The 16,691-nt window shown below is 70.6% G+C and carries 18 protein-coding genes and 1 pseudogene; 12 read left to right on the top strand and 7 right to left on the bottom strand.

Annotation, left to right across the window (positions count from 1 at the left end; translation table 11 throughout):
• Nucleotides 1-175: 175 nt before the first annotated feature.
• The gene (locus RAN62_RS29715; RefSeq protein WP_305788114.1) at nt 176-1,060 is read right to left on the bottom strand and encodes an alpha/beta fold hydrolase; all 885 of its coding nucleotides are present in this window, start codon (nt 1,058-1,060) and stop codon (nt 176-178) included.
• Between the two features lie 73 nt (nt 1,061-1,133).
• On the opposite strand from RAN62_RS29715, the gene RAN62_RS29720 reads away from it, so the two are divergent.
• The 3 genes from RAN62_RS29720 (at nt 1,134) to RAN62_RS29730 (ending at nt 5,079) form a co-directional block, all read left to right on the top strand.
• Nucleotides 1,134-1,688 carry a TetR/AcrR family transcriptional regulator gene (locus RAN62_RS29720; RefSeq protein WP_305788115.1) on the top strand — a complete coding sequence of 185 codons (555 nt, stop codon included), beginning with the start codon at nt 1,134-1,136 and terminating at the stop codon, nt 1,686-1,688.
• 45 nt (nt 1,689-1,733) lie between these two features.
• Nucleotides 1,734-3,530, top strand: a complete 1,797-nt coding sequence (locus tag RAN62_RS29725; protein WP_305788116.1) for a bifunctional 3'-5' exonuclease/DNA polymerase — start codon at nt 1,734-1,736, stop codon at nt 3,528-3,530.
• Between the two features lie 181 nt (nt 3,531-3,711).
• Nucleotides 3,712-5,079, top strand: a complete 1,368-nt coding sequence (locus RAN62_RS29730; RefSeq protein WP_305788117.1) for a cytochrome P450 — start codon at nt 3,712-3,714, stop codon at nt 5,077-5,079.
• Here the strand turns inward: RAN62_RS29730 and RAN62_RS29735 are convergent.
• Together RAN62_RS29735 and RAN62_RS29740 are read right to left on the bottom strand one after the other, a co-directional pair.
• The gene (locus RAN62_RS29735; RefSeq protein ID WP_305788118.1) at nt 5,076-5,630 is read right to left on the bottom strand and encodes a TetR/AcrR family transcriptional regulator; all 555 of its coding nucleotides are present in this window, start codon (nt 5,628-5,630) and stop codon (nt 5,076-5,078) included. The genes RAN62_RS29730 and RAN62_RS29735 overlap by 4 nt on opposite strands.
• A gap of 159 nt (nt 5,631-5,789) precedes the next feature.
• Nucleotides 5,790-6,188, bottom strand: coding sequence for a PASTA domain-containing protein (locus tag RAN62_RS29740; protein ID WP_305788119.1), 399 nt, complete (start codon nt 6,186-6,188; stop codon nt 5,790-5,792).
• Nucleotides 6,189-6,464: 276 nt separating this feature from the next.
• On the opposite strand from RAN62_RS29740, the gene RAN62_RS29745 reads away from it, so the two are divergent.
• The 6 genes from RAN62_RS29745 to RAN62_RS29770 all read left to right on the top strand — a co-directional run bounded on the left by RAN62_RS29745 (nt 6,465) and on the right by RAN62_RS29770 (nt 11,404).
• Nucleotides 6,465-7,724, top strand: a complete 1,260-nt coding sequence (locus tag RAN62_RS29745) for an ABC transporter substrate-binding protein (protein ID WP_305788120.1) — start codon at nt 6,465-6,467, stop codon at nt 7,722-7,724.
• Nucleotides 7,721-8,701 carry a carbohydrate ABC transporter permease gene (locus RAN62_RS29750; RefSeq protein WP_305788121.1) on the top strand — a complete coding sequence of 327 codons (981 nt, stop codon included), beginning with the start codon at nt 7,721-7,723 and terminating at the stop codon, nt 8,699-8,701. Before RAN62_RS29745 ends, RAN62_RS29750 begins: the two co-directional genes overlap by 4 nt.
• 37 nt (nt 8,702-8,738) lie before the next feature.
• On the top strand, nt 8,739-9,557 hold the full coding sequence (locus RAN62_RS29755) for a carbohydrate ABC transporter permease (RefSeq protein ID WP_305788122.1): 819 nt from the start codon (nt 8,739-8,741) through the stop codon (nt 9,555-9,557).
• 6 nt (nt 9,558-9,563) lie between these two features.
• Nucleotides 9,564-10,757, top strand: coding sequence for an ABC transporter ATP-binding protein (locus RAN62_RS29760; RefSeq protein ID WP_305788123.1), 1,194 nt, complete (start codon nt 9,564-9,566; stop codon nt 10,755-10,757).
• A gap of 70 nt (nt 10,758-10,827) precedes the next feature.
• Complete coding sequence (locus tag RAN62_RS29765) at nt 10,828-10,983, top strand: hypothetical protein (RefSeq protein WP_305788124.1); 156 nt, start codon at nt 10,828-10,830, stop codon at nt 10,981-10,983.
• Nucleotides 10,984-11,011: 28 nt separating this feature from the next.
• On the top strand, nt 11,012-11,404 hold the full coding sequence (locus tag RAN62_RS29770; protein ID WP_305788125.1) for a DoxX family protein: 393 nt from the start codon (nt 11,012-11,014) through the stop codon (nt 11,402-11,404).
• A gap of 24 nt (nt 11,405-11,428) precedes the next feature.
• On the opposite strand, the pseudogene RAN62_RS29775 reads toward RAN62_RS29770, so the two are convergent.
• Both RAN62_RS29775 and RAN62_RS29780 read right to left on the bottom strand, forming a co-directional pair.
• A pseudogene (locus RAN62_RS29775) lies at nt 11,429-11,968 on the bottom strand (DinB family protein); the annotation flags it as partial.
• Nucleotides 11,969-11,981: 13 nt separating this feature from the next.
• On the bottom strand, nt 11,982-12,533 hold the full coding sequence (locus tag RAN62_RS29780; RefSeq protein WP_305788126.1) for a TetR/AcrR family transcriptional regulator: 552 nt from the start codon (nt 12,531-12,533) through the stop codon (nt 11,982-11,984).
• 81 nt (nt 12,534-12,614) lie between these two features.
• On the opposite strand from RAN62_RS29780, the gene RAN62_RS29785 reads away from it, so the two are divergent.
• Nucleotides 12,615-13,598 (top strand): NAD-dependent epimerase/dehydratase family protein, encoded by a 984-nt coding sequence (locus RAN62_RS29785; RefSeq protein WP_305788127.1) that lies wholly within the window; start codon nt 12,615-12,617, stop codon nt 13,596-13,598.
• Nucleotides 13,599-13,603: 5 nt separating this feature from the next.
• Here RAN62_RS29785 and RAN62_RS29790 read toward each other — a convergent pair whose 3' ends face one another.
• Complete coding sequence (locus tag RAN62_RS29790) at nt 13,604-14,974, bottom strand: FAD-dependent oxidoreductase (RefSeq protein ID WP_305788128.1); 1,371 nt, start codon at nt 14,972-14,974, stop codon at nt 13,604-13,606.
• A 141-nt stretch (nt 14,975-15,115) separates the two neighbouring features.
• Here RAN62_RS29790 and RAN62_RS29795 point away from each other — a divergent pair, with 141 nt between their 5' ends.
• Complete coding sequence (locus RAN62_RS29795; RefSeq protein ID WP_305788129.1) at nt 15,116-15,349, top strand: zinc-binding dehydrogenase; 234 nt, start codon at nt 15,116-15,118, stop codon at nt 15,347-15,349.
• A gap of 78 nt (nt 15,350-15,427) precedes the next feature.
• Here the strand turns inward: RAN62_RS29795 and RAN62_RS29800 are convergent, their stop codons facing one another.
• Complete coding sequence (locus RAN62_RS29800) at nt 15,428-15,838, bottom strand: hypothetical protein (RefSeq protein WP_305788130.1); 411 nt, start codon at nt 15,836-15,838, stop codon at nt 15,428-15,430.
• 444 nt (nt 15,839-16,282) lie between these two features.
• Here RAN62_RS29800 and RAN62_RS29805 point away from each other — a divergent pair, with 444 nt between their 5' ends.
• Entirely contained in the window at nt 16,283-16,690 is a 408-nt protein-coding gene (locus RAN62_RS29805) for a hypothetical protein (RefSeq protein ID WP_305788131.1), read from the top strand.
• Nucleotide 16,691: the final 1 nt, after the last annotated feature.

The raw sequence follows: 16,691 nt of genomic DNA on the forward strand, positions 1-16,691 counted from the left end.
GGCGGCGGTTGGCGCGAGTGGTTCCTCGACAACAACCGCGGCTTCCGGTTGCACGCCGGGCTGGTGTCGGGGTGGCCGACCTGGAGCGCATCGCCCACAAGATCGCGGGTTGCCTGATCCGTCGCGGGGGCTTCCGCGGGGGGCCCGGCCGGGACCGGGCCACCCGCCGGGCCGGTCAGCCGAGCTTGCGGCTCAGGAAGTCGTGGATGAGCGGGAAGACCTCGTCGGGGCGGTCCTCGAGCAGGAAGTGGCCGCTGTCGAAGAGGTGGAACTCGATGTCCTTCAGGTCGCGCTTGTAGGGGTGGGCGCCCGCGGCGGGGAAGATGACGTCGTTCGCGCCCCAGACGACGAGGGTGGGCGGCTGGGTGGTGCGCAGCCATTCCTGCACCGCCGGGTAGAGGCCCGGGTTCGTGCCGTAGTCGAGGAAGTAGTCGAGCTGGATCTCGTCGTTGCCGGGCCGGTCGAGCAGGGCCTGGTCGACGGTCCAGTTGTCGGGTGAGATGCGGGAGGGGTGGGCCATCCCGTCGGTGTACTGGAACGTCGTGGCGTCCAGGGTGATCAGGGTGCGGAGGGCGTCGCGGTTCTCCCGGCTGGGGTCGGACCAGTAGCGCTTGATCGGCGCCCAGAAGTCGTTGTCCAGGCCCTCGTCGTAGGCGTTGCCGTTCTGCACGACGAGCGCGGTGACGGCGCCGGGATCCGCGAGGGCGAGCCGCCAGGCGGTCGGCGCGCCGTAGTCGAAGACGTTGACCGCGTACCTGGTCACGCCGAGCTTCGTCAGCAGCTTTCGCACGTACGCGGCCGCGTTGTCGAAGGTGTAGGCGAACTCGGCGTGGCCGGGGGCGGCGCTGTGGCCGTAGCCGGGCAGGTCGGGCGCGATGACCCGGAAGCGGTCGGCGAGATGCGGGATCAGGTTGCGGAACATGTGCGACGAGGTCGGGAAGCCGTGCAGGAGCAGGACGACGGGGGCGTCGGCCGGGCCGGCCTCCCGGTAGAACATCTCGAACCCGTCGAGGTCCTCGGTCTTGTACTGCACGACGGTGGAAAACGGTGTCGTTGTCATGGCGACGACCATACCTACCTCTAGGTATGGTGGCAACCCTACCTCCAGGTATGGACGTTGCTAATCTTGTGGCATGGACAACAGGCGGCTGATCATCGATGCGGCCAAGGGGCTCTTCTGGCATCGCGGCTACTCGACCACGAGCCCGAAGCAGGTGATGACCGAGGCCGGTGTCGGGCAAGGCAGCTTCTACCACCACTTCCCGGCGAAGGCCGATCTCGGTCAGGAGGTCGTGCGGGAGAACGGGCGGGATCTCGTCGCGTCCGTGCGCGCCGCGATGGAGGGACTGCCGACGGGCCGCGAGCGTCTGGCCGCGTTCCTCGGGTCGGCCGGCGACGCGCTCGGTGGCTGCCGGATCGGAGGCTTCGCGTACGACGCCGGGATAGTCGACGAGCCCGGTCTGCGCGAGCCCCTCGGTGCCGCGTTCAACGAGTTGACCGGCCTGCTCGAGCAGGTTGTCCGGGAAGCTCAGGACGACGGCACCGTGTCGCCGAAGCTCGATCCGGCGACGACCGCTGCCACGCTGCTGGCTGTCGTCGAGGGCGCGTTCGTCCTCGCGCGGGCCACCGGCCGGCAGGCTTCCGCGGACGCGGCGACTGCCGGCGCTCTCGCGCTGCTGGACGGGTGACGCGGGTCGGCCAAAAGTGTCGTACCCCGGCGGCAGAATGAGTTCGTGCTGGTAGCCGTGGTTCCGTTGGAGGGCGGCCGGCACGGTGCTGGGCTGCTCCAGGCCGTGTCCGCCGACGGTGCCGTGCTGTCCGCGCCCGAGCGGGTGGCCGATCTGCCGGCCGCGATCGCCGAGCGTGAGCGGGCCGGGTCGCCGCGCTGGCTCTGGGCCGCCACGGCCGAGGTCTATCCGCCGCTGCTGCGAGCCGGAGTGCGGGTCGCGCGCTGCCACGACGTCGAGCTGACCGAGGCGCTGCTGTCCGGGCACGCGGGCCGGTGGGGAGAGCCGCGCTCGCTGGCGGCGGCTTTTGCCCGGCTCACCGGGGCGCCCGTGCCGCCGGATCCGCCGCCGCGCTCGGCCGAGCCGCCCGGGTTCGCCCAGGCGGCGCTGTTCGAGACGGGCGCGTCACCGCCGCCCGTGGCCGCCGACCGGGTGCTCGACGCCCTAGTGCGGGTCTATGCCGACCAGCATCGCCGGATCAATGCGCTCAGCGAGACGTCGTCGTCCGAGCCGGCGGTGGCCGGCGGCGCGCCCGTTGCCGCGGGGCGGTCCGTGGCCGGCGACGCGCCCGTCGTGGCGGGGCGGTCGGTGGCGTCGCGGAAGTTCGAGTTGCTCGTGGCGGCGGAGTCGGCGGGGGCGCTGGCCGGGGCGGAGATGGGTCACCTCGGCCTGCCGTGGCGCGCCGACGTGCACGACCGGCTGCTGCGGGAGTTGCTCGGGGCGCCGCAGCCGGTGGGCCCGCCCCGGCGGCTGGCCGAGCTGGCGGGGCGGATCAACGACGCTTTCGGCGTACGGGGGCTGCATCCCGACTCCCCGGCCGAGGTGCTCCGGGCCTTCGCGCGGGCCGGGGTCGACATTCCGAACACGCGCGCGTGGGTGCTGCGCAAGGTCGATCATCCGGCCGTGGCGCCGCTGCTCGAGTACAAGGAGCTCTACCGCATCTGGACGGCGCACGGGTGGGCGTGGCTCGACGCGTGGGTGAGCGAGGGGCGGTTCCGGGCCGAATACGTTCCGGGCGGCGTGGTCTCGGGGCGGTGGGCGACCCGGGGCGGCGGGGCGTTGCAGGTGCCCAAGGTGGTGCGGCGGGCCGTGGTGGCCGACCCGGGCTGGACGTTCGTGGTCGCCGACGCCGGGCAGCTGGAGCCGCGCGTGCTGGCCGCGGTCTCGGGCGACTCCCGGCTGGCCGCCGCGGGCGAGGCCGACGACCTCTATGCCGCCCTGGCCGCCGACTCCTTCGCCGGTGACCGGGCCAAGGCCAAGGTCGCGCTGATCGGCGCCATGTACGGGCAGACCGGCGGCAACGCGATCCCCGCCCTCGCCGTGCTGCGCAACCGCTATCCGATCGCGTTCGAGTATGTGGAGGCGGCCGCGCGCACCGGGGAGGCCGGGGGACTGGTCCGCTCGTGGCTCGGCCGCACCTGCCCGCCGTCCGCGAGCGCGTGGCGCGACGCCGGCCTCGATCCGCCCGAGGAGGTCGCCGGCAGCGCCGACGCGCCGCAGGGGGGTGCCCAGGGCCGGGCCCGTGGCCGGTTCACCCGCAACTTCGTCATCCAGGCGACCGCCGCGGAGTGGGCCCTGGCGCTGCTCGCGACCCTGCGCACCGAGCTGGCCGGGATGCGCGCGGAGCTGGTGCTCTATGTCCACGACGAGGTCGGCGTGCACTGCCCGGAGGAGGAGGCCGACGCCGTGGTGGCCGCGGTCCGCAGCGCCGCCGACCGGGCGGGGCGGCTGCTCTTCGGGCACACGGAGGTCCGCTTCCCGCTCGACGTCGCCGTCGTCGAGTGCTACGCCGACGCGAAATAGCAGGCGGGCGGCACGCCGGCGCGGAGCCGTTCAGCGCGAGCCAAAAGCATGACCCGACCGGCGTCACAGGCACGGGGGCCGCCGAGGTGGCCGGCCACGTGACGGGGCCAGGGTCGTCAGCCATGGGCCGGTGTTACGATCTCGCGCAAGTTAACACCCGTCAACTTGAAGGACCTCATCGATGCCGACCGTTGCCGATCTCCCCGAGCCGCCCGGTCTCCCTGTTCTGGGTCACGGCCCGGCCCTGGCCCGCGGCGGCACGATGCACCGCACGCTCTACCGGTGGCGCAAGCAGTTCGGCTCGACGTACCGCGTCCGGCTGGGCCCGGCCTCCGCAGTCGTCACCTCGGCGACGGACGTCATCGACATGGTCCTGCGCGAGCGTCCGGGAACGTTCCGCCGCGCCGGCTACCTCAGCGACGTCATCGATGAACTGGGTGGGCACGGCCTGTTCAATGCCGAGGGCGACGACTGGCGCCGGCTGCGCCGCAGCGCCGTACCAGGGCTCAGCGTGGCCTCCCTGCGGGACGCGTTCGCCACCATGGTCCGGTCGACCGGTCGTCTGCGCGACCAGTGGAAGACGGGGCGGCCGGACGAGCGCGTCGAGGTCCTCGACGATCTGATGCGCTACACGCTCGAGGTGATCGGCAGCCTGACCCTGGGCCACGACCTCGATGCTGTCCGGCGACCACAGGAGGACGGCCTCCATCAGCGCCTGCCATTGATCGCCTCGACGGTGGTCCGCCGGATGTACAGCCCGCTCCCGTACTGGCGCCTGTTCCGCCTCCCGGCCGACCGCCGCACCGACTCTGCTCTGGCGGAGGCGGGCGAGCTGATCGCCGAGCGTTATGCCGATGCGCGGCAGCGGATGAGCGCAAGCGAGGCGCCCACGTGCTATCTCGACAGCTTGGTCAAGGACAGCCTCGACGGCGGTGAGCCGCTGATGGAGCGGGACGCAGTCGGCGCTGTCGTCAACATGCTCGTCGCAGGAGAGGACAACACGGCCGCTCAGGTCGCCTGGGCGATGTATCACCTGGCCAGCTACCCGGAGGTGCAGGCGAAGGTGCGGGCCAAGACGGCGGACGTGCTGGGCGACCAGCCTTTCCCTGCCGACGCGGCCTCGCTGGCGAGGCTGAGCTACGTCGAGGCCGTCGCCAAGGAGACGACGAGGGTCAGCCCACCGTCGCCCTACATCATCATGGAGGCCGCCGAGGACACCGCGGTGCCGCACGGCACGGAATCACTGCGGGTCGATGCCGGCACGGTTCTCATCCTGCTGCTCGACGACGGCACGGAGCCCGGCCAGTTCCGGCCCGAGCGCCACCTGCCGGGCGCGGCCCCGGTGCCGGCGTCCCGGCAGTTCGGCGGCGGACCGCGCTTGTGCCCCGGCCGCAACTTGGCCCTGATCGAGAGCATGCTGCTCATCGCCATGGTGTGCCACAACTTCACCATCGAGCTGGACACTTCCCGTGGCCCGGTCGGCGAACGGGTCACGCTCTCGGTGTTCCCGACCAATCTTGGCGTACGGCTGCGGCCGCACCGGAGCTAACCGGCGAGGTCCCACGCGGTGAGCAGCCGGTCCAGCTGCACCGCCGGCTGCTCGGGCCACGGATGGTCGGGCTTGTGGATGCGCAGCGACACCACCCCGTGGATGGAGGCCCAGAGATCCTGGGCGGTGAGTCCCGGCGCGCCCCCCGAGTCTTCCAGGAGCTCACCGATGCGCCCCAGCAGCGCGTCCGCGGCGTCGCTGTGCACATGATCGGCACCCAGCTGATCAGCGCTCTCGAAGCGCAGTTGGTAGAGGCCCGGATTCGCCAGACCCCAGGTCAGATAGCCGTGCGCGAGACCGCGCAGCCGTTCCCGCGGCGGCCGGCCAGGATCGTCCGCCCCGGCGACTCCCTGGACGAACGACGCGTCGATGCGCAGCAGGACAGCCTGGTTGAGGTCGCTCTGCGAGGCGAAGTGCCGATAGACCGCAGTGGCCGAGACACTGCACGCCCGGGCGACCGCCCGCAGCGACGGAACCGCGAGTGACATCCTGGTCGACGCGAGTTCGACCGCAGCCACCAGCAAGTCGTCGTACAGGTTGTCGCTGCGCACCCGTCACCTTTCGGCTTGCCCCTGGCTTCCGCTGAACGATAACCGCAGCGAGCGACGCTGAACCCCGGCCGGTGCAGAACTCGCCCAGGAGCGCCGTCCCGGCCACTGCAGAAGCTCCGGCGAGTGCCGTTGCGGTACTGAGCCGATCACCGGCCGGGTTCAGCGGGCGCAGAAGAGCACGATGAGCGTGTCCGTGGCGAGCCGCCGCCCGGGTGCCACGGACTGGGTGCGGACGGTCCAGCTTTCCGGCAGTACCACCCAGCTGTCGTTGCGCGTGCCCAGCGAGACGTTGGTGAAGCCGAGGCCGCGCAGCTGCTCCTCCGCGACGGCCGCGTTCTCGTGGCGCAGATCCGGCACGGTGAGCTGCGGCGATGCGGCCCTGGCCGGCCGTGACGGCGGCGGCGGCGAGGCGGGCGTGGTCGACGGCGACGACGCGATCCAGGTCGAGTCGTCGTCAATGACCGCGCCGGCGACGACCCCGCCGCAGCACAGGACCAGCGCACCGGTGACCGCGGCGACGGCTTTGAGCACGCGGCCCGGCGACCACGAATGAGACACGAGCACCTCCCCGCGGTCGATCATCGGCCTTCGGCGCCGGGCCGGGCCACGGCCGATCGGCTGTCTGCCCGCGGCCCCGCGGCCCGAGCCGTGCAAAGGAACCCGGCGACCCGATCCCGGCATGATCCGGACACTTCCGGCGCGCGATCCGGCCGGTGACGTGCGAACCCGAGGTGGCGACCGCATGGATCGCACGTTGCGTGTTTGTTTCGTGACCACTACGGGCAGGACGGTCTCACGTCGACGAAGTGACCTAGATCACTATTGGGAGGGTCGATGGCACGAAACACATCCCGGCTCGGGTGCGCCCTCGCCGCATTCGCACTGCTGACGCCGCTGGCCGCGTGCGGATCGGGAGACGACGGCGGGCCGCCGAAGCTCAATCTCTACCAGTTCCCGGTGGAGAACATGCAGACGGTCATCGACAACTGCAACCAGGCTGCCGCGGGCCGCTACGAAATCGTCTACCAGGTGCTGCCCCGGGCGGCCGACGACCAGCGCGTCCAGATGGTGCGCCGGCTCGCCGCCGAGGACGACAGCATGGACATCCTGGGGCTCGACGTCACGTGGACCCAGGAATTCGCCAGCGCGGACTGGATCCGCGAGTTCACCGGGGCGGACAAGACCGAGGTGGAACAGGGCACCCTCGCCGGGCCGCTCGCCTCCGCCACGTACGAGGGAAAGCTCTTCGCCGCTCCCAACAACACGAACGTGCAGCTGCTCTGGTATCGCAAGAGCCTCGTGCCCGCGCCGCCGAAGACGTGGGACGAGATGATCCAGCAGGCGCTGCAGCTCAAGTCGCAGGGGAAGCCCTATCGGATTCTGACGATGGGTGCCCAGTACGAGGGCCTGGTCGTCCTCTTCAACACGCTGGTCGCCACGGCGGGCGGCCGCGTGGTCAGCGACGACGGCAAGACCGCCGTGATGGACGCCGGTGCGACCCGGGCGCTGCAGCAGATGCGCACGCTCGCCACCGCCGGGGTCACGAGCCCGTCGTTCAGCAACCAGATCGAGGACGACGTGCGGCTGGCGTTCCAGAACGGCGACGGCGCCTTCGAGCTCAACTGGCCCTTCGTCTATCCGTCGATGCAGAACGACGCGCCCGAGGTGGCGCAGGACACGGGCTGGGCCCGCTTCCCGGCGCTGGACGCGAACACGCCGAGCAAGGTCACCATCGGCGGCTCGAACCTTGCCGTCAGCGCGTTCAGCAAGCACCCGGACCTTGCCTTCGAGGCCGTCAAGTGCCTCCGCAACGCCGCGAACCAGAAGTACCTCGCTATCAACGCGGGCCAGCCGCCGAGCATCGAGAGCGTCTACGCGGAGCCGGAGATGGCCGAGGCCTACCCGATGCGGGACGCGATTCTCGACGAGCTCAAGGACGCCGTGCCGCGCCCGCTGACCCCGGCCTACCAGAACGTCTCCACTGTGGTGTCCGAGCGGCTGTCCCCGCCCGCGTCGATCGATCCCGCGGCGGACACCGGCGGCCTCAAGCAGGCGATCCAGGACGCCATCGACTCCAAGGGGGTGCTCCCGTGAGCATCGGTTCGACCACGCCGGGCGCCGCGGCGGCCGGAGAGCAGACCCGGGAACAGGTACGCCCGGAGCGCGCCACGCGCCGCAAGAAGCCCCTCAGCGAGGGCAAGCGCCAGGAACGCCGGCTCGGCTGGCTGCTCTGCGCGCCCGCCGCGTTCGTGATGGTGGCCGTCACCGCGTACCCCATCCTGTACTCGTTCTGGTTGTCCCTGCAGCGGTACGACCTCAAGTTCCCGGACGAGCGCGAGTTCGTGTGGTTCGAGAATTACGTCACCGTGCTGGGCAACGGCTACTGGTGGAGTGCCTTCGGCGTGACGATGCTCATCACGGTCGTGTCGGTCGTGATCGAGCTGGTGCTCGGCATGGGACTCGCGCTGATCATGCATCGCACGCTGATCGGGCGCGGGCTGGTGCGCACTTCGGCCCTGATCCCGTACGGCATCGTGACGGTCGTCGCGGCGTTCAGCTGGCGCTACGCGTGGACGCCGGGCACCGGATATCTCGCCAACCTGGTCTCGCCCGAGGGTGCCCCGCTGACCGAACGGGCGAGCGCCCTGGCCATCATCATCGGGGCGGAAATTTGGAAGACCACGCCGTTCATGGCGCTGTTGCTGATGGCGGGGCTGGCGCTCGTACCGGATGATCTGCTCAAAGCGGCATCGATGGACGGCGCTTCCGCGTGGCAGCGGTTCGTGCGCGTGATGCTGCCGGTGATGAAGCCGGCCATTCTCGTCGCGCTCCTTTTCCGCACGCTCGACGCCCTGCGCGTCTTCGACAACATCTATGTGCTGACGGCCGGGGCGAACAACACCTCCTCGGTGTCGATGATCGCCTACAACAACCTCATCCGCGGATTGAACCTCGGCATCGGCTCAACGATGTCGGTGCTCATCTTCCTCACCGTGGCGATCATCGCGTTCGTCTTCGTGAAGCTCTTCGGCACAGCAGCACCCGGCAGCGACGACGGGAGCAAGCGATGAAGCTCTTCGGGGCCGGATCCGGCGAGGGGGCAATGCGGTGAACGCGAAACTGAAGTGGGGCCTGCTCGACGCGATCGTCGTCGTCTTCGCCCTCGTTCCGGTGCTCTGGATCGTGTCGCTGTCGTTCAAGACGACCGCCACCCTCACCGACGGCAATTTCATCCCGCGCGATTGGACGCTGGAGAACTACCGGACCATCTTCCAGACCGATCAGTTCGTCCGGGCCCTCGTCAACTCGATCGGCATCGCGCTGATCTCCACGGTCATCGCCGTGGTGCTGGGCACGATGGCCGCGTACGCGATCAGCCGCCTCGATTTCCCGGGCAAGAGCCTGCTCGTCGGGGTCTCGCTCCTGATCGCCATGTTCCCGCAGGTGTCGCTCGTGTCGCCGCTGTTCGACATCGAGCGCCAGGCCGGGCTCTTCGACACGTGGCCGGGGCTCATCCTGCCCTACATCACCTTCGCCCTGCCGCTCGCCATCTACACGCTGTCGGCCTTCTTCAAGCAGATCCCGTGGGACCTCGAGAAGGCGGCCAAGATGGACGGCGCCACCCAGGCCGAAGCCTTCCGCAAAGTGATCGCGCCGCTCGCCGCGCCGGGCGTCTTCACCACCGCGATCCTCGTCTTCATCTTCTGCTGGAACGACTTCCTCTTCGCCATCTCCCTCACCTCGACCGAGCAGTCCCGCACGGTCCCGGTGGCGCTCTCCTTCTTCACCGGCGCCTCCCAGTTCGAGGACCCGACCGGCGCGATCTCCGCCGCCGCCGTGGTCATCACGATCCCCATCATCCTGTTCGTGCTGTTCTTCCAGAAGCGCATCGTCGCGGGCCTCACCTCCGGTGCTGTGAAGGGCTAGGAATCCATGGCAGACATCGTTCTCGACAAGGTCACCAAGAGCTACCCGGACGGCACCGTCGCCGTCCACGGCATCGATCTGGAGATCGCCGACGGCGAATTCATCATCCTGGTCGGGCCGTCCGGCTGCGGCAAGTCCACGACCCTCAACATGATCGCCGGACTGGAGGACATCACCTCCGGCGAACTGCGCATCGGCGGTCAGCGCGTCAACGACAAGGCGCCCAAGGACCGCGACATCGCGATGGTGTTCCAGTCGTACGCGCTCTACCCGAACATGACGGTCCGGGAGAACATGGCCTTTCCGTTGCGCCTGGCGAAAATGGACAAGCAGCTGATCAACCAGAAGGTCGAGGAAGCGGCGCGAGTGCTGGAGCTCACGTCCTACCTCGACCGCAAGCCGGCCAACCTCTCCGGCGGCCAGCGCCAGCGCGTCGCCATGGGCCGGGCCATCGTGCGCAGCCCCAAGGCCTTCCTCATGGACGAGCCGCTGTCCAACCTGGACGCCAAGCTGCGCGTCCAGATGCGTACCCAGGTCAGCCGGTTGCAGAAGCAATTGGGCACGACCACCGTCTACGTCACCCACGATCAGACCGAGGCCATGACGCTCGGCGACCGGGTCGTGGTCATGCGCGCCGGTTACATCCAGCAGGTCGGCGACCCCCAGACCCTGTACGACAGCCCGGTCAACCTCTTCGTCGCCGGCTTCATCGGCTCCCCGGCCATGAACTTCCTGCCCGTGACGCTCGAGTCGGGCCTGCTGCGGTCGCCGCTCGGTGACCTGCCGCTCAGCGACCGCCTCGGCAGCGTGCTGTCGGCGGCCGACGCCCCGCGCAAACTCATCATGGGCATCCGCCCCGAGCACTTCGAGGACGCCCGCCTGGTCGAGGGCACCGACGGCTTCACCTTCACCGCCCCCGTCGACCTGGTCGAATCCATGGGCTCCGACAAGTACGTCTACCTCAACGTCGACACCCGCGGCGGCGACACCCCGGCCTCCACCGACCTGGCCGAGCTGGCCGCCGACGCGGGCGGCGCCGACCTGCCCGAGCAAAATGGGCTGGTCACGCGGCTGTCGGCCGAGTCCCGCGTACGCGAAGGGGCCGACGCCCGGGTCTGGCTCAACCTCGACAAGGTCCACCTCTTCGACCCGTCCACCGGCACCAACCTGACCCTCCGCGAGGAGGTCGCCGCCGGCTGACGCCTCGTGCGGCCCGCGCAGCGCCCCGGCGTCGCGCGGGCCGTCGCAGGTTCCCTAGGCGGCTCCGGCGGTGCGCAGCCGCCGAGTCACCGTCGCCGTCGCGGCGGGACACGTTCTTGTGGAGGGCGGGGAAGACGTCGTCCTCGTCACGCAGGCGGGCGCCGTCGAGCCGGGCCACGGCGATCGTGCCGGTGGCGAGCGAGGCGACGATCTCGTCGAGGGTTGAAGCGGTCATCGGTGGAGACGATAGCGGGATGAAGACTTCGCGGATCGTACGCGCGGCGGGTCAGGTGGCGCTCGGGGCGGCCCTTCTCACCGCGGGCAAAGGCCACCTGACCACGCGGCGCCAGGAGTTCCAGGCGCAGGTGCCGAAGTGGTTCCCGGCCGACCCGGACACGGTCGTGGTCGCGTCCGGGTTCGTGGAGCTGGCCCTCGGCGCCGCCCTGCTGGTCACGTGGCGTCAGCCGGCGCGGCGGCTACTGGGCACGGGGGTGGCGGCCTTCTTCGTCGGGGTCTTCCCGGGCAACATCGCCCAGTTCGTCGAGCGCAAGGACGGATTCGGTCTCGACACCGACGGCAAGCGCGCCCTGCGTCTGCTCGGCCAGCCCGCCCTTGTGGCCTGGGCCCGCGCCGCCACCCGCGACTGAGTCCACCGCCGCCGGAGGAAAGGCCCGCGCCGCTCGCTCGATCGTCGCGACGTGGGCCGCGCGGGCCGCCGGGTCGATCTCTTCCTCGAACTCGGCCCGCAGCCCGGTCCGGCCGTCGAGCTGCTCGCGCAGGATGTCGGCGTGACCGGCGTGCCGGGTGGTCTCCTGCAGCACGTGGAGCATGATGCCGAACAGCGTGACGTCCGGCCGCGACCACCACGGCACGTGGCCGGGCGCGTCGAGGGCGAGCTGCCCGATCGTCGCGTCCGCGTGCCGGCGGGCGCGCCGATAGAAGCCGACGATCTGCTCGCGGGTCTCCGCCGGGGTCACCCACAGGTCGCTGCCGTCCGCGTCCTGCCATCGGCCCAGCGGCTCCGGGGACGGGCGGCCGAAGACCTCGCCGAAGTACCAGGCTTCCAGCGTCGCCAGGTGCTTCACGAGGCCGAGGAGATTGGTGCCCGTCGCCGTCAGGGGGCGGCGGATGTCGTACTCGGACAGGCCGTTGAGCTTCCAGAGCAGCGCCTCGCGGACCGTCTCGAGCCGGGCGTACAGGATGTCCTTCATGGCGGCGAGCTTGTCACGCCGCATCAACCGGGGCGCCGTAGCGCAGACCGTCGACCAGCAGCGCCACCATGCGCTCGTTGGTGGCCGCGGAGCCGGCGGAGCAGAGCAGCTTCACCGCGCTCAGGAACTCGCCGGCGTCGACGTCGCCCCGGATCGTGCCGGCGTCGGCCGCTGCCGTGAGGAGGGCGGCGAGGGCGGGTTCGAAGCGCTCCCGGAAGTAGGCCGGCAGCGGGCCGACGTCCGGGTTGCCCGACTGGACGGCCGCCGCGAGTCCGCGCCGGCTGCGCAGGAATCCGGTGAAGTCGCGCAGCCACAGGACCAGGGCGTCGTACGGCTCGTGCTCGGCGGCCAGGGTGACCGCGGTGCCGGCGCAGGCGTCGACGTCGTGGCGGAAGACCGCGGTGACCAGGTCGGCGCGGTCGGGGAAGTGGCGGTAGAAGGTGGCGAGCCCGACGCCCGCCCGGCCGGTGATCTCACGGACCGGGGCGTCGACCCCGGACTCGGCGAAGATCTCGCGCGCCGCCTCGATCAGCGCGTCGACGTTGCGTTGCGCGTCCGCTCGCATGGGGCCCCTTGCATAAGTGAGAACGTGTTCCATATATTGGCTAACTGATAGGCCGTTCCACTTAGAGATGGTAGGGCAGTCATGAGAGTTCTGGTGACCGGGGCCACGGGTTTTCTGGCCGGACACTGCATCGCGGAGCTGCTGGGCGCGGGCTGCGCGGTTCGCGGCACGGTCCGCAACCTGCGTACGGCGGACGTGGCGCACCTGCGCGCGCTGCCCGGCGACCTGGAGTTCGTCGAGGCCGACCTGTCCTCGGACGCCGGCTGGGCCGAGGCGGTGGCCGGGTGTGACTACGTCTGGCACGTGGCGTCGCCGTTCCCCAGCAGCGTCCCGCGCGACGAGAATGAAGTGATCCGGCCCGCCGTCGACGGCACGTTGCGAGTGCTGCGGGCGGCCGAGTCGAGCGGGACCGTGCGACGCGTGGTGATGACTTCCTCGGGCCTGACCGTGCAGGGCGCCGACGTCTCCACCGAGGCGGACTGGGCCGACGCGGACACCGCGGCCCCGTACCCGAAGAGCAAGATCCTGGCCGAGCGGGCGGCCTGGGAGTTCGCCCGCAACTCGCGGGTGGAGCTGGTCGTGCTCAACCCGGGCGCCATCTTCGGGCCGTTGCAACGCGCCGCGGGCACCAACTCGGTGGAGATGATCGGGCGCATGATGCGCGGCGCCCTGCCGCTGGTGCCGAAGATCGGCTGGACCGTCGTCGACGTGCGCGACCTCGCCCGCCTGCACCGGCTCGCCATGGAGACGCCCGCCGCGGCCGGCCGGCGCTACATCGCCGGCGACCAGTTCATCTGGGCGCGGGAGATGGCGGGCGTGCTGGCGGACCGCTACCGGCCGCGCGGTTATCGGATCCGGACGGGCGCGATGCCGTACGCGATGATGTGGTTGATCGCCCGGGTCGATCCGAGCGTGCGCCTGGGCCTCTCCTTCTGGGGCCGCCGGCATCCGGTCAGCGCCGCCAAGGCGGAGAAGGAGCTGGGCTGGGTGAGCCGGCCCCCGGCGGAGTCGGTGCTCGACACCGCCGAGAGCCTGATCGAAACCGGTCTGGTGCCCCGGCGCTGAGGGACTCAGTCCGCGATCGCCGGGAGCAGCGCCTCGGCACCGGTCCAGATGCGGGCCGAGTTGTGCGAGTGGAACGCGGCGCCGGACCAGTACGTGTTGTTGCGCCCCTGCAGCGCGTTGAGCCGCCGGTAGAAGCCCGCGGCGATCGCCTCCGGCGACACGTGCAGCTCGAACGGCACGTGCCCGGCGAACACCTCGAAGCCCTCGAAGCGAATCGGATAGGCGCTGACCCGCTCGAGGTCCGCCCGGATCGCCCGGCGCACCCGGGCGTCGGACAGCGGCGTCTCACTGCCGTACTTGACGCTGTAGACGCCCGGGATCCCGCTCGGGTTGATGCCGTAGATCCCGGGCAGTGGCGGCAGGTGGTACGGCGTTTCCGGAGCGATGTTCTCCAGCCCGAGGCCGTCGGGCAGACCCGCCAGCCGTACCACGCCGGTGTAGTAGGCACCGCTCACGAACTGCCCGAACAGCTGCTTCTCGTACGCGTCCAGGTCGAACCCCGCGAAGGCCCGCAGCCGCGGCGGGTACGTGACCACGAGCTTGCGGGCGACGATCAGCCGCGGTCCGCCGGGGGTCGAGACGAGCACCCGTACGCCGGAACGCTCCCGCGTCACCCGCACCGCCCGCGCCCCGAGCAGCACGTCGTCGCCGAGATGGTCGGTGGCCCGCTCGTACAGCAGGCTGTTGTCGTGCGCGGCGGTCGTCAGATAGGAACCGGCCAGCGTGTTCCGCACCACGCCCTGCCCGACCAGGTTGAGCGCATAGAGGGCGGGAAGACCGAGCAGATCCCCGATTCCCTGCCCGTACGCGAAGAGGAGCGGCACGATCGACCCCAGGTCGTGCTTCGCCACGAAGTCCCGGAAGGGCGCCACGAGCTCAGCCGGCACCGGGTCGGGCAGCTCGATCCGCGTGTCCAGCGGCCCGTACCGGCTGATGAGCTCGTAGTAGGCCGGCAGCGCGACCGGCGCCGGCGGCGTGTGCTCGACGCGCCGCCCGGTGCGGAAGTCGATGTACGCCGTCTCGCCGCCGAGCCCGCCCACCGGCACCAGCTCGATCCCGAACCGCCCGAAGTGCCGCCGCACCACCGGCTCGTCCTCCAGCACGACCACGCCGATGTCAACCGTGCCGCCGGTCCGCGGATCGTGCCAGGTTTCGGTGTGCCCGCCCAGCCGGTCGCTCGCCTCCACCAGGGCGACGCTGCGCCCCAGATCCCCGAGCCGCACGGCGATGTAGGTGCCGGCCGACCCGCCCCCGAGCACCACCACGTCGCGCCGCACCACCGGCACCCCGGCCGCCGCCGACGCCGGCGAGGCGACGAGGGGCGCGGCCGCGGCCGACCCCATCAGCGCGAGCATCTGCTTCCGAGTCAGTCCCATGCGAGCTCCTCCAGTCGTCGGCCCGCCACCGACCGTATGCCCGACCCTCCGCTGTGGACTGTCCGGTGCCCGACAACCGGCCGGCTCGGCCGCCGGTCAGGGCCTGTCGTCCGCGACCCGGAGCACGACCTTGCCCCGGGTGTGGCCCTGTTCCGCCTCCCGGTGCGCGGCAGCCACCTCGCCCGGGGCGTCCACCTGCGAGGCCTGGTGGTCGAGGCCGACCACGCGGGCCTGAGCGCCGTCGCCGGCCTGGCCGACCAGGGCCTGCTCCGGCCCCACATCGACGCGACCTTCCCGCTCGCCGAGGCGGCCGCGGCCCACGCCCGCGGGGAGTCCGGCCGGACCACGGGCAATATCGTTCTGACCGTACGCTGACGCCCTGCCGGTGTCCGCGAAAGCCGCCGGACACCGGCAGATTGTCCGGGGACAAGTGACGCTTCCGTGGCATGACGATCAGTCGTGCATGGCTGCGTCGAAGTGCACGGCCACCTCATCAGCGATGGCTTCGACATGGCGAGTGCCATCGACTTCGATGACGCGCATGCCCAGGGCTTCGGCGCGTTCGGCGGCGTCGGCCGCGAGGAGCCGGTCACGCTCCAGACGGTTGCGCCGAGCTTGCGCGGGATCAGGGAGGTCGGCGCCGAAGGCGGCAGCGCGGGGAAGGGTCGCGGCCTGGTGCCGGCGCCACTCGTCGGTAGGAACCAGCACGACCATGCGTCGCCGATCGTCGATCACGGTGGCGACCAGGTCGGGCCGGAGGTTCCATCCGTCGACCAGTACCGGGCGCGGAGAGACCAGCGCTCGCAGATCGTCCAGCACCCAGGAGAACCGTTCGGCGAAGCTGTCGAGCGCCTGGTCGGCCATCTGCCGCGCCGAGAGTTCGGTCCAGTACTCCGCCCAGTCCGTTGCTGGCTCGCCGCGGCGAAGGCGTTCTGCGATCCGCCGGTCCTCATGCGACCGGGAGTCCTGGTAGTCGCAGTGGTAGTGGGTGAGGCCGAAGCGACTCGTGAGGATGGCGCCGATCGTGGTCTTGCCCGACCACTGTCCGCCGCCGATTCAGAGGGCGTTACGGATTGTCCCGTCCCGGGTCCATTGCATGGCATCGAGACTGCTCCGGCATCGGTGAAAGAAACAGTCTTGTTCTTGGCGCGGCCGCGACGAGCCGGAGCCGTCTTTGTACGCGGCGAACGGGGCGGTGGGGGTGGGCGTGACTCCCGGGTTCGGGCCACGGTGCGGCGGTGTGCGACTGCGGGCGGCTTCCGGCGGCGATTCTTGTCCTCAGACGTTGTGCTGCCGAAAGGATGAATCGTGAAGGTCACCCATGGTGCCGTTGCCGCCGCTCTCGCCCTGACCGGGGTCGCCGTGGCGAGTCCCGCGCAGGCCGCCGCGCCGAAGCCTGGAGTCGTTGTGGATTACGCCTACCACGCGGTCAAGGTCAAGCCCGCGACGTTCTACCCGTACAAGGATCTGTATTTCAGCAGCGTCAAGTGGACGTCGCTGGGCAGGACGACGGGCTATGCCACCGCGGTGCAGAACGTCAACACGTGCAAGCCGAGCTGCGCCGACGCGAACTACAAGAGGACCAAGGTCAAGCTGAAGTTCACGACCGTGAAGCTGTCGGACTGCCGCAAGGTGTTCAGCAAGGTCAAGGTGACCGAGATCAAGTCGAAGAAGGTGCGGACGTTCGCCCTGCCGGTGTTCAAGAAGAGCTGCTGAC

This window comes from Symbioplanes lichenis, assembly GCF_030709675.1.
GTDB lineage: Bacteria > Actinomycetota > Actinomycetes > Mycobacteriales > Micromonosporaceae > Actinoplanes > Actinoplanes lichenis.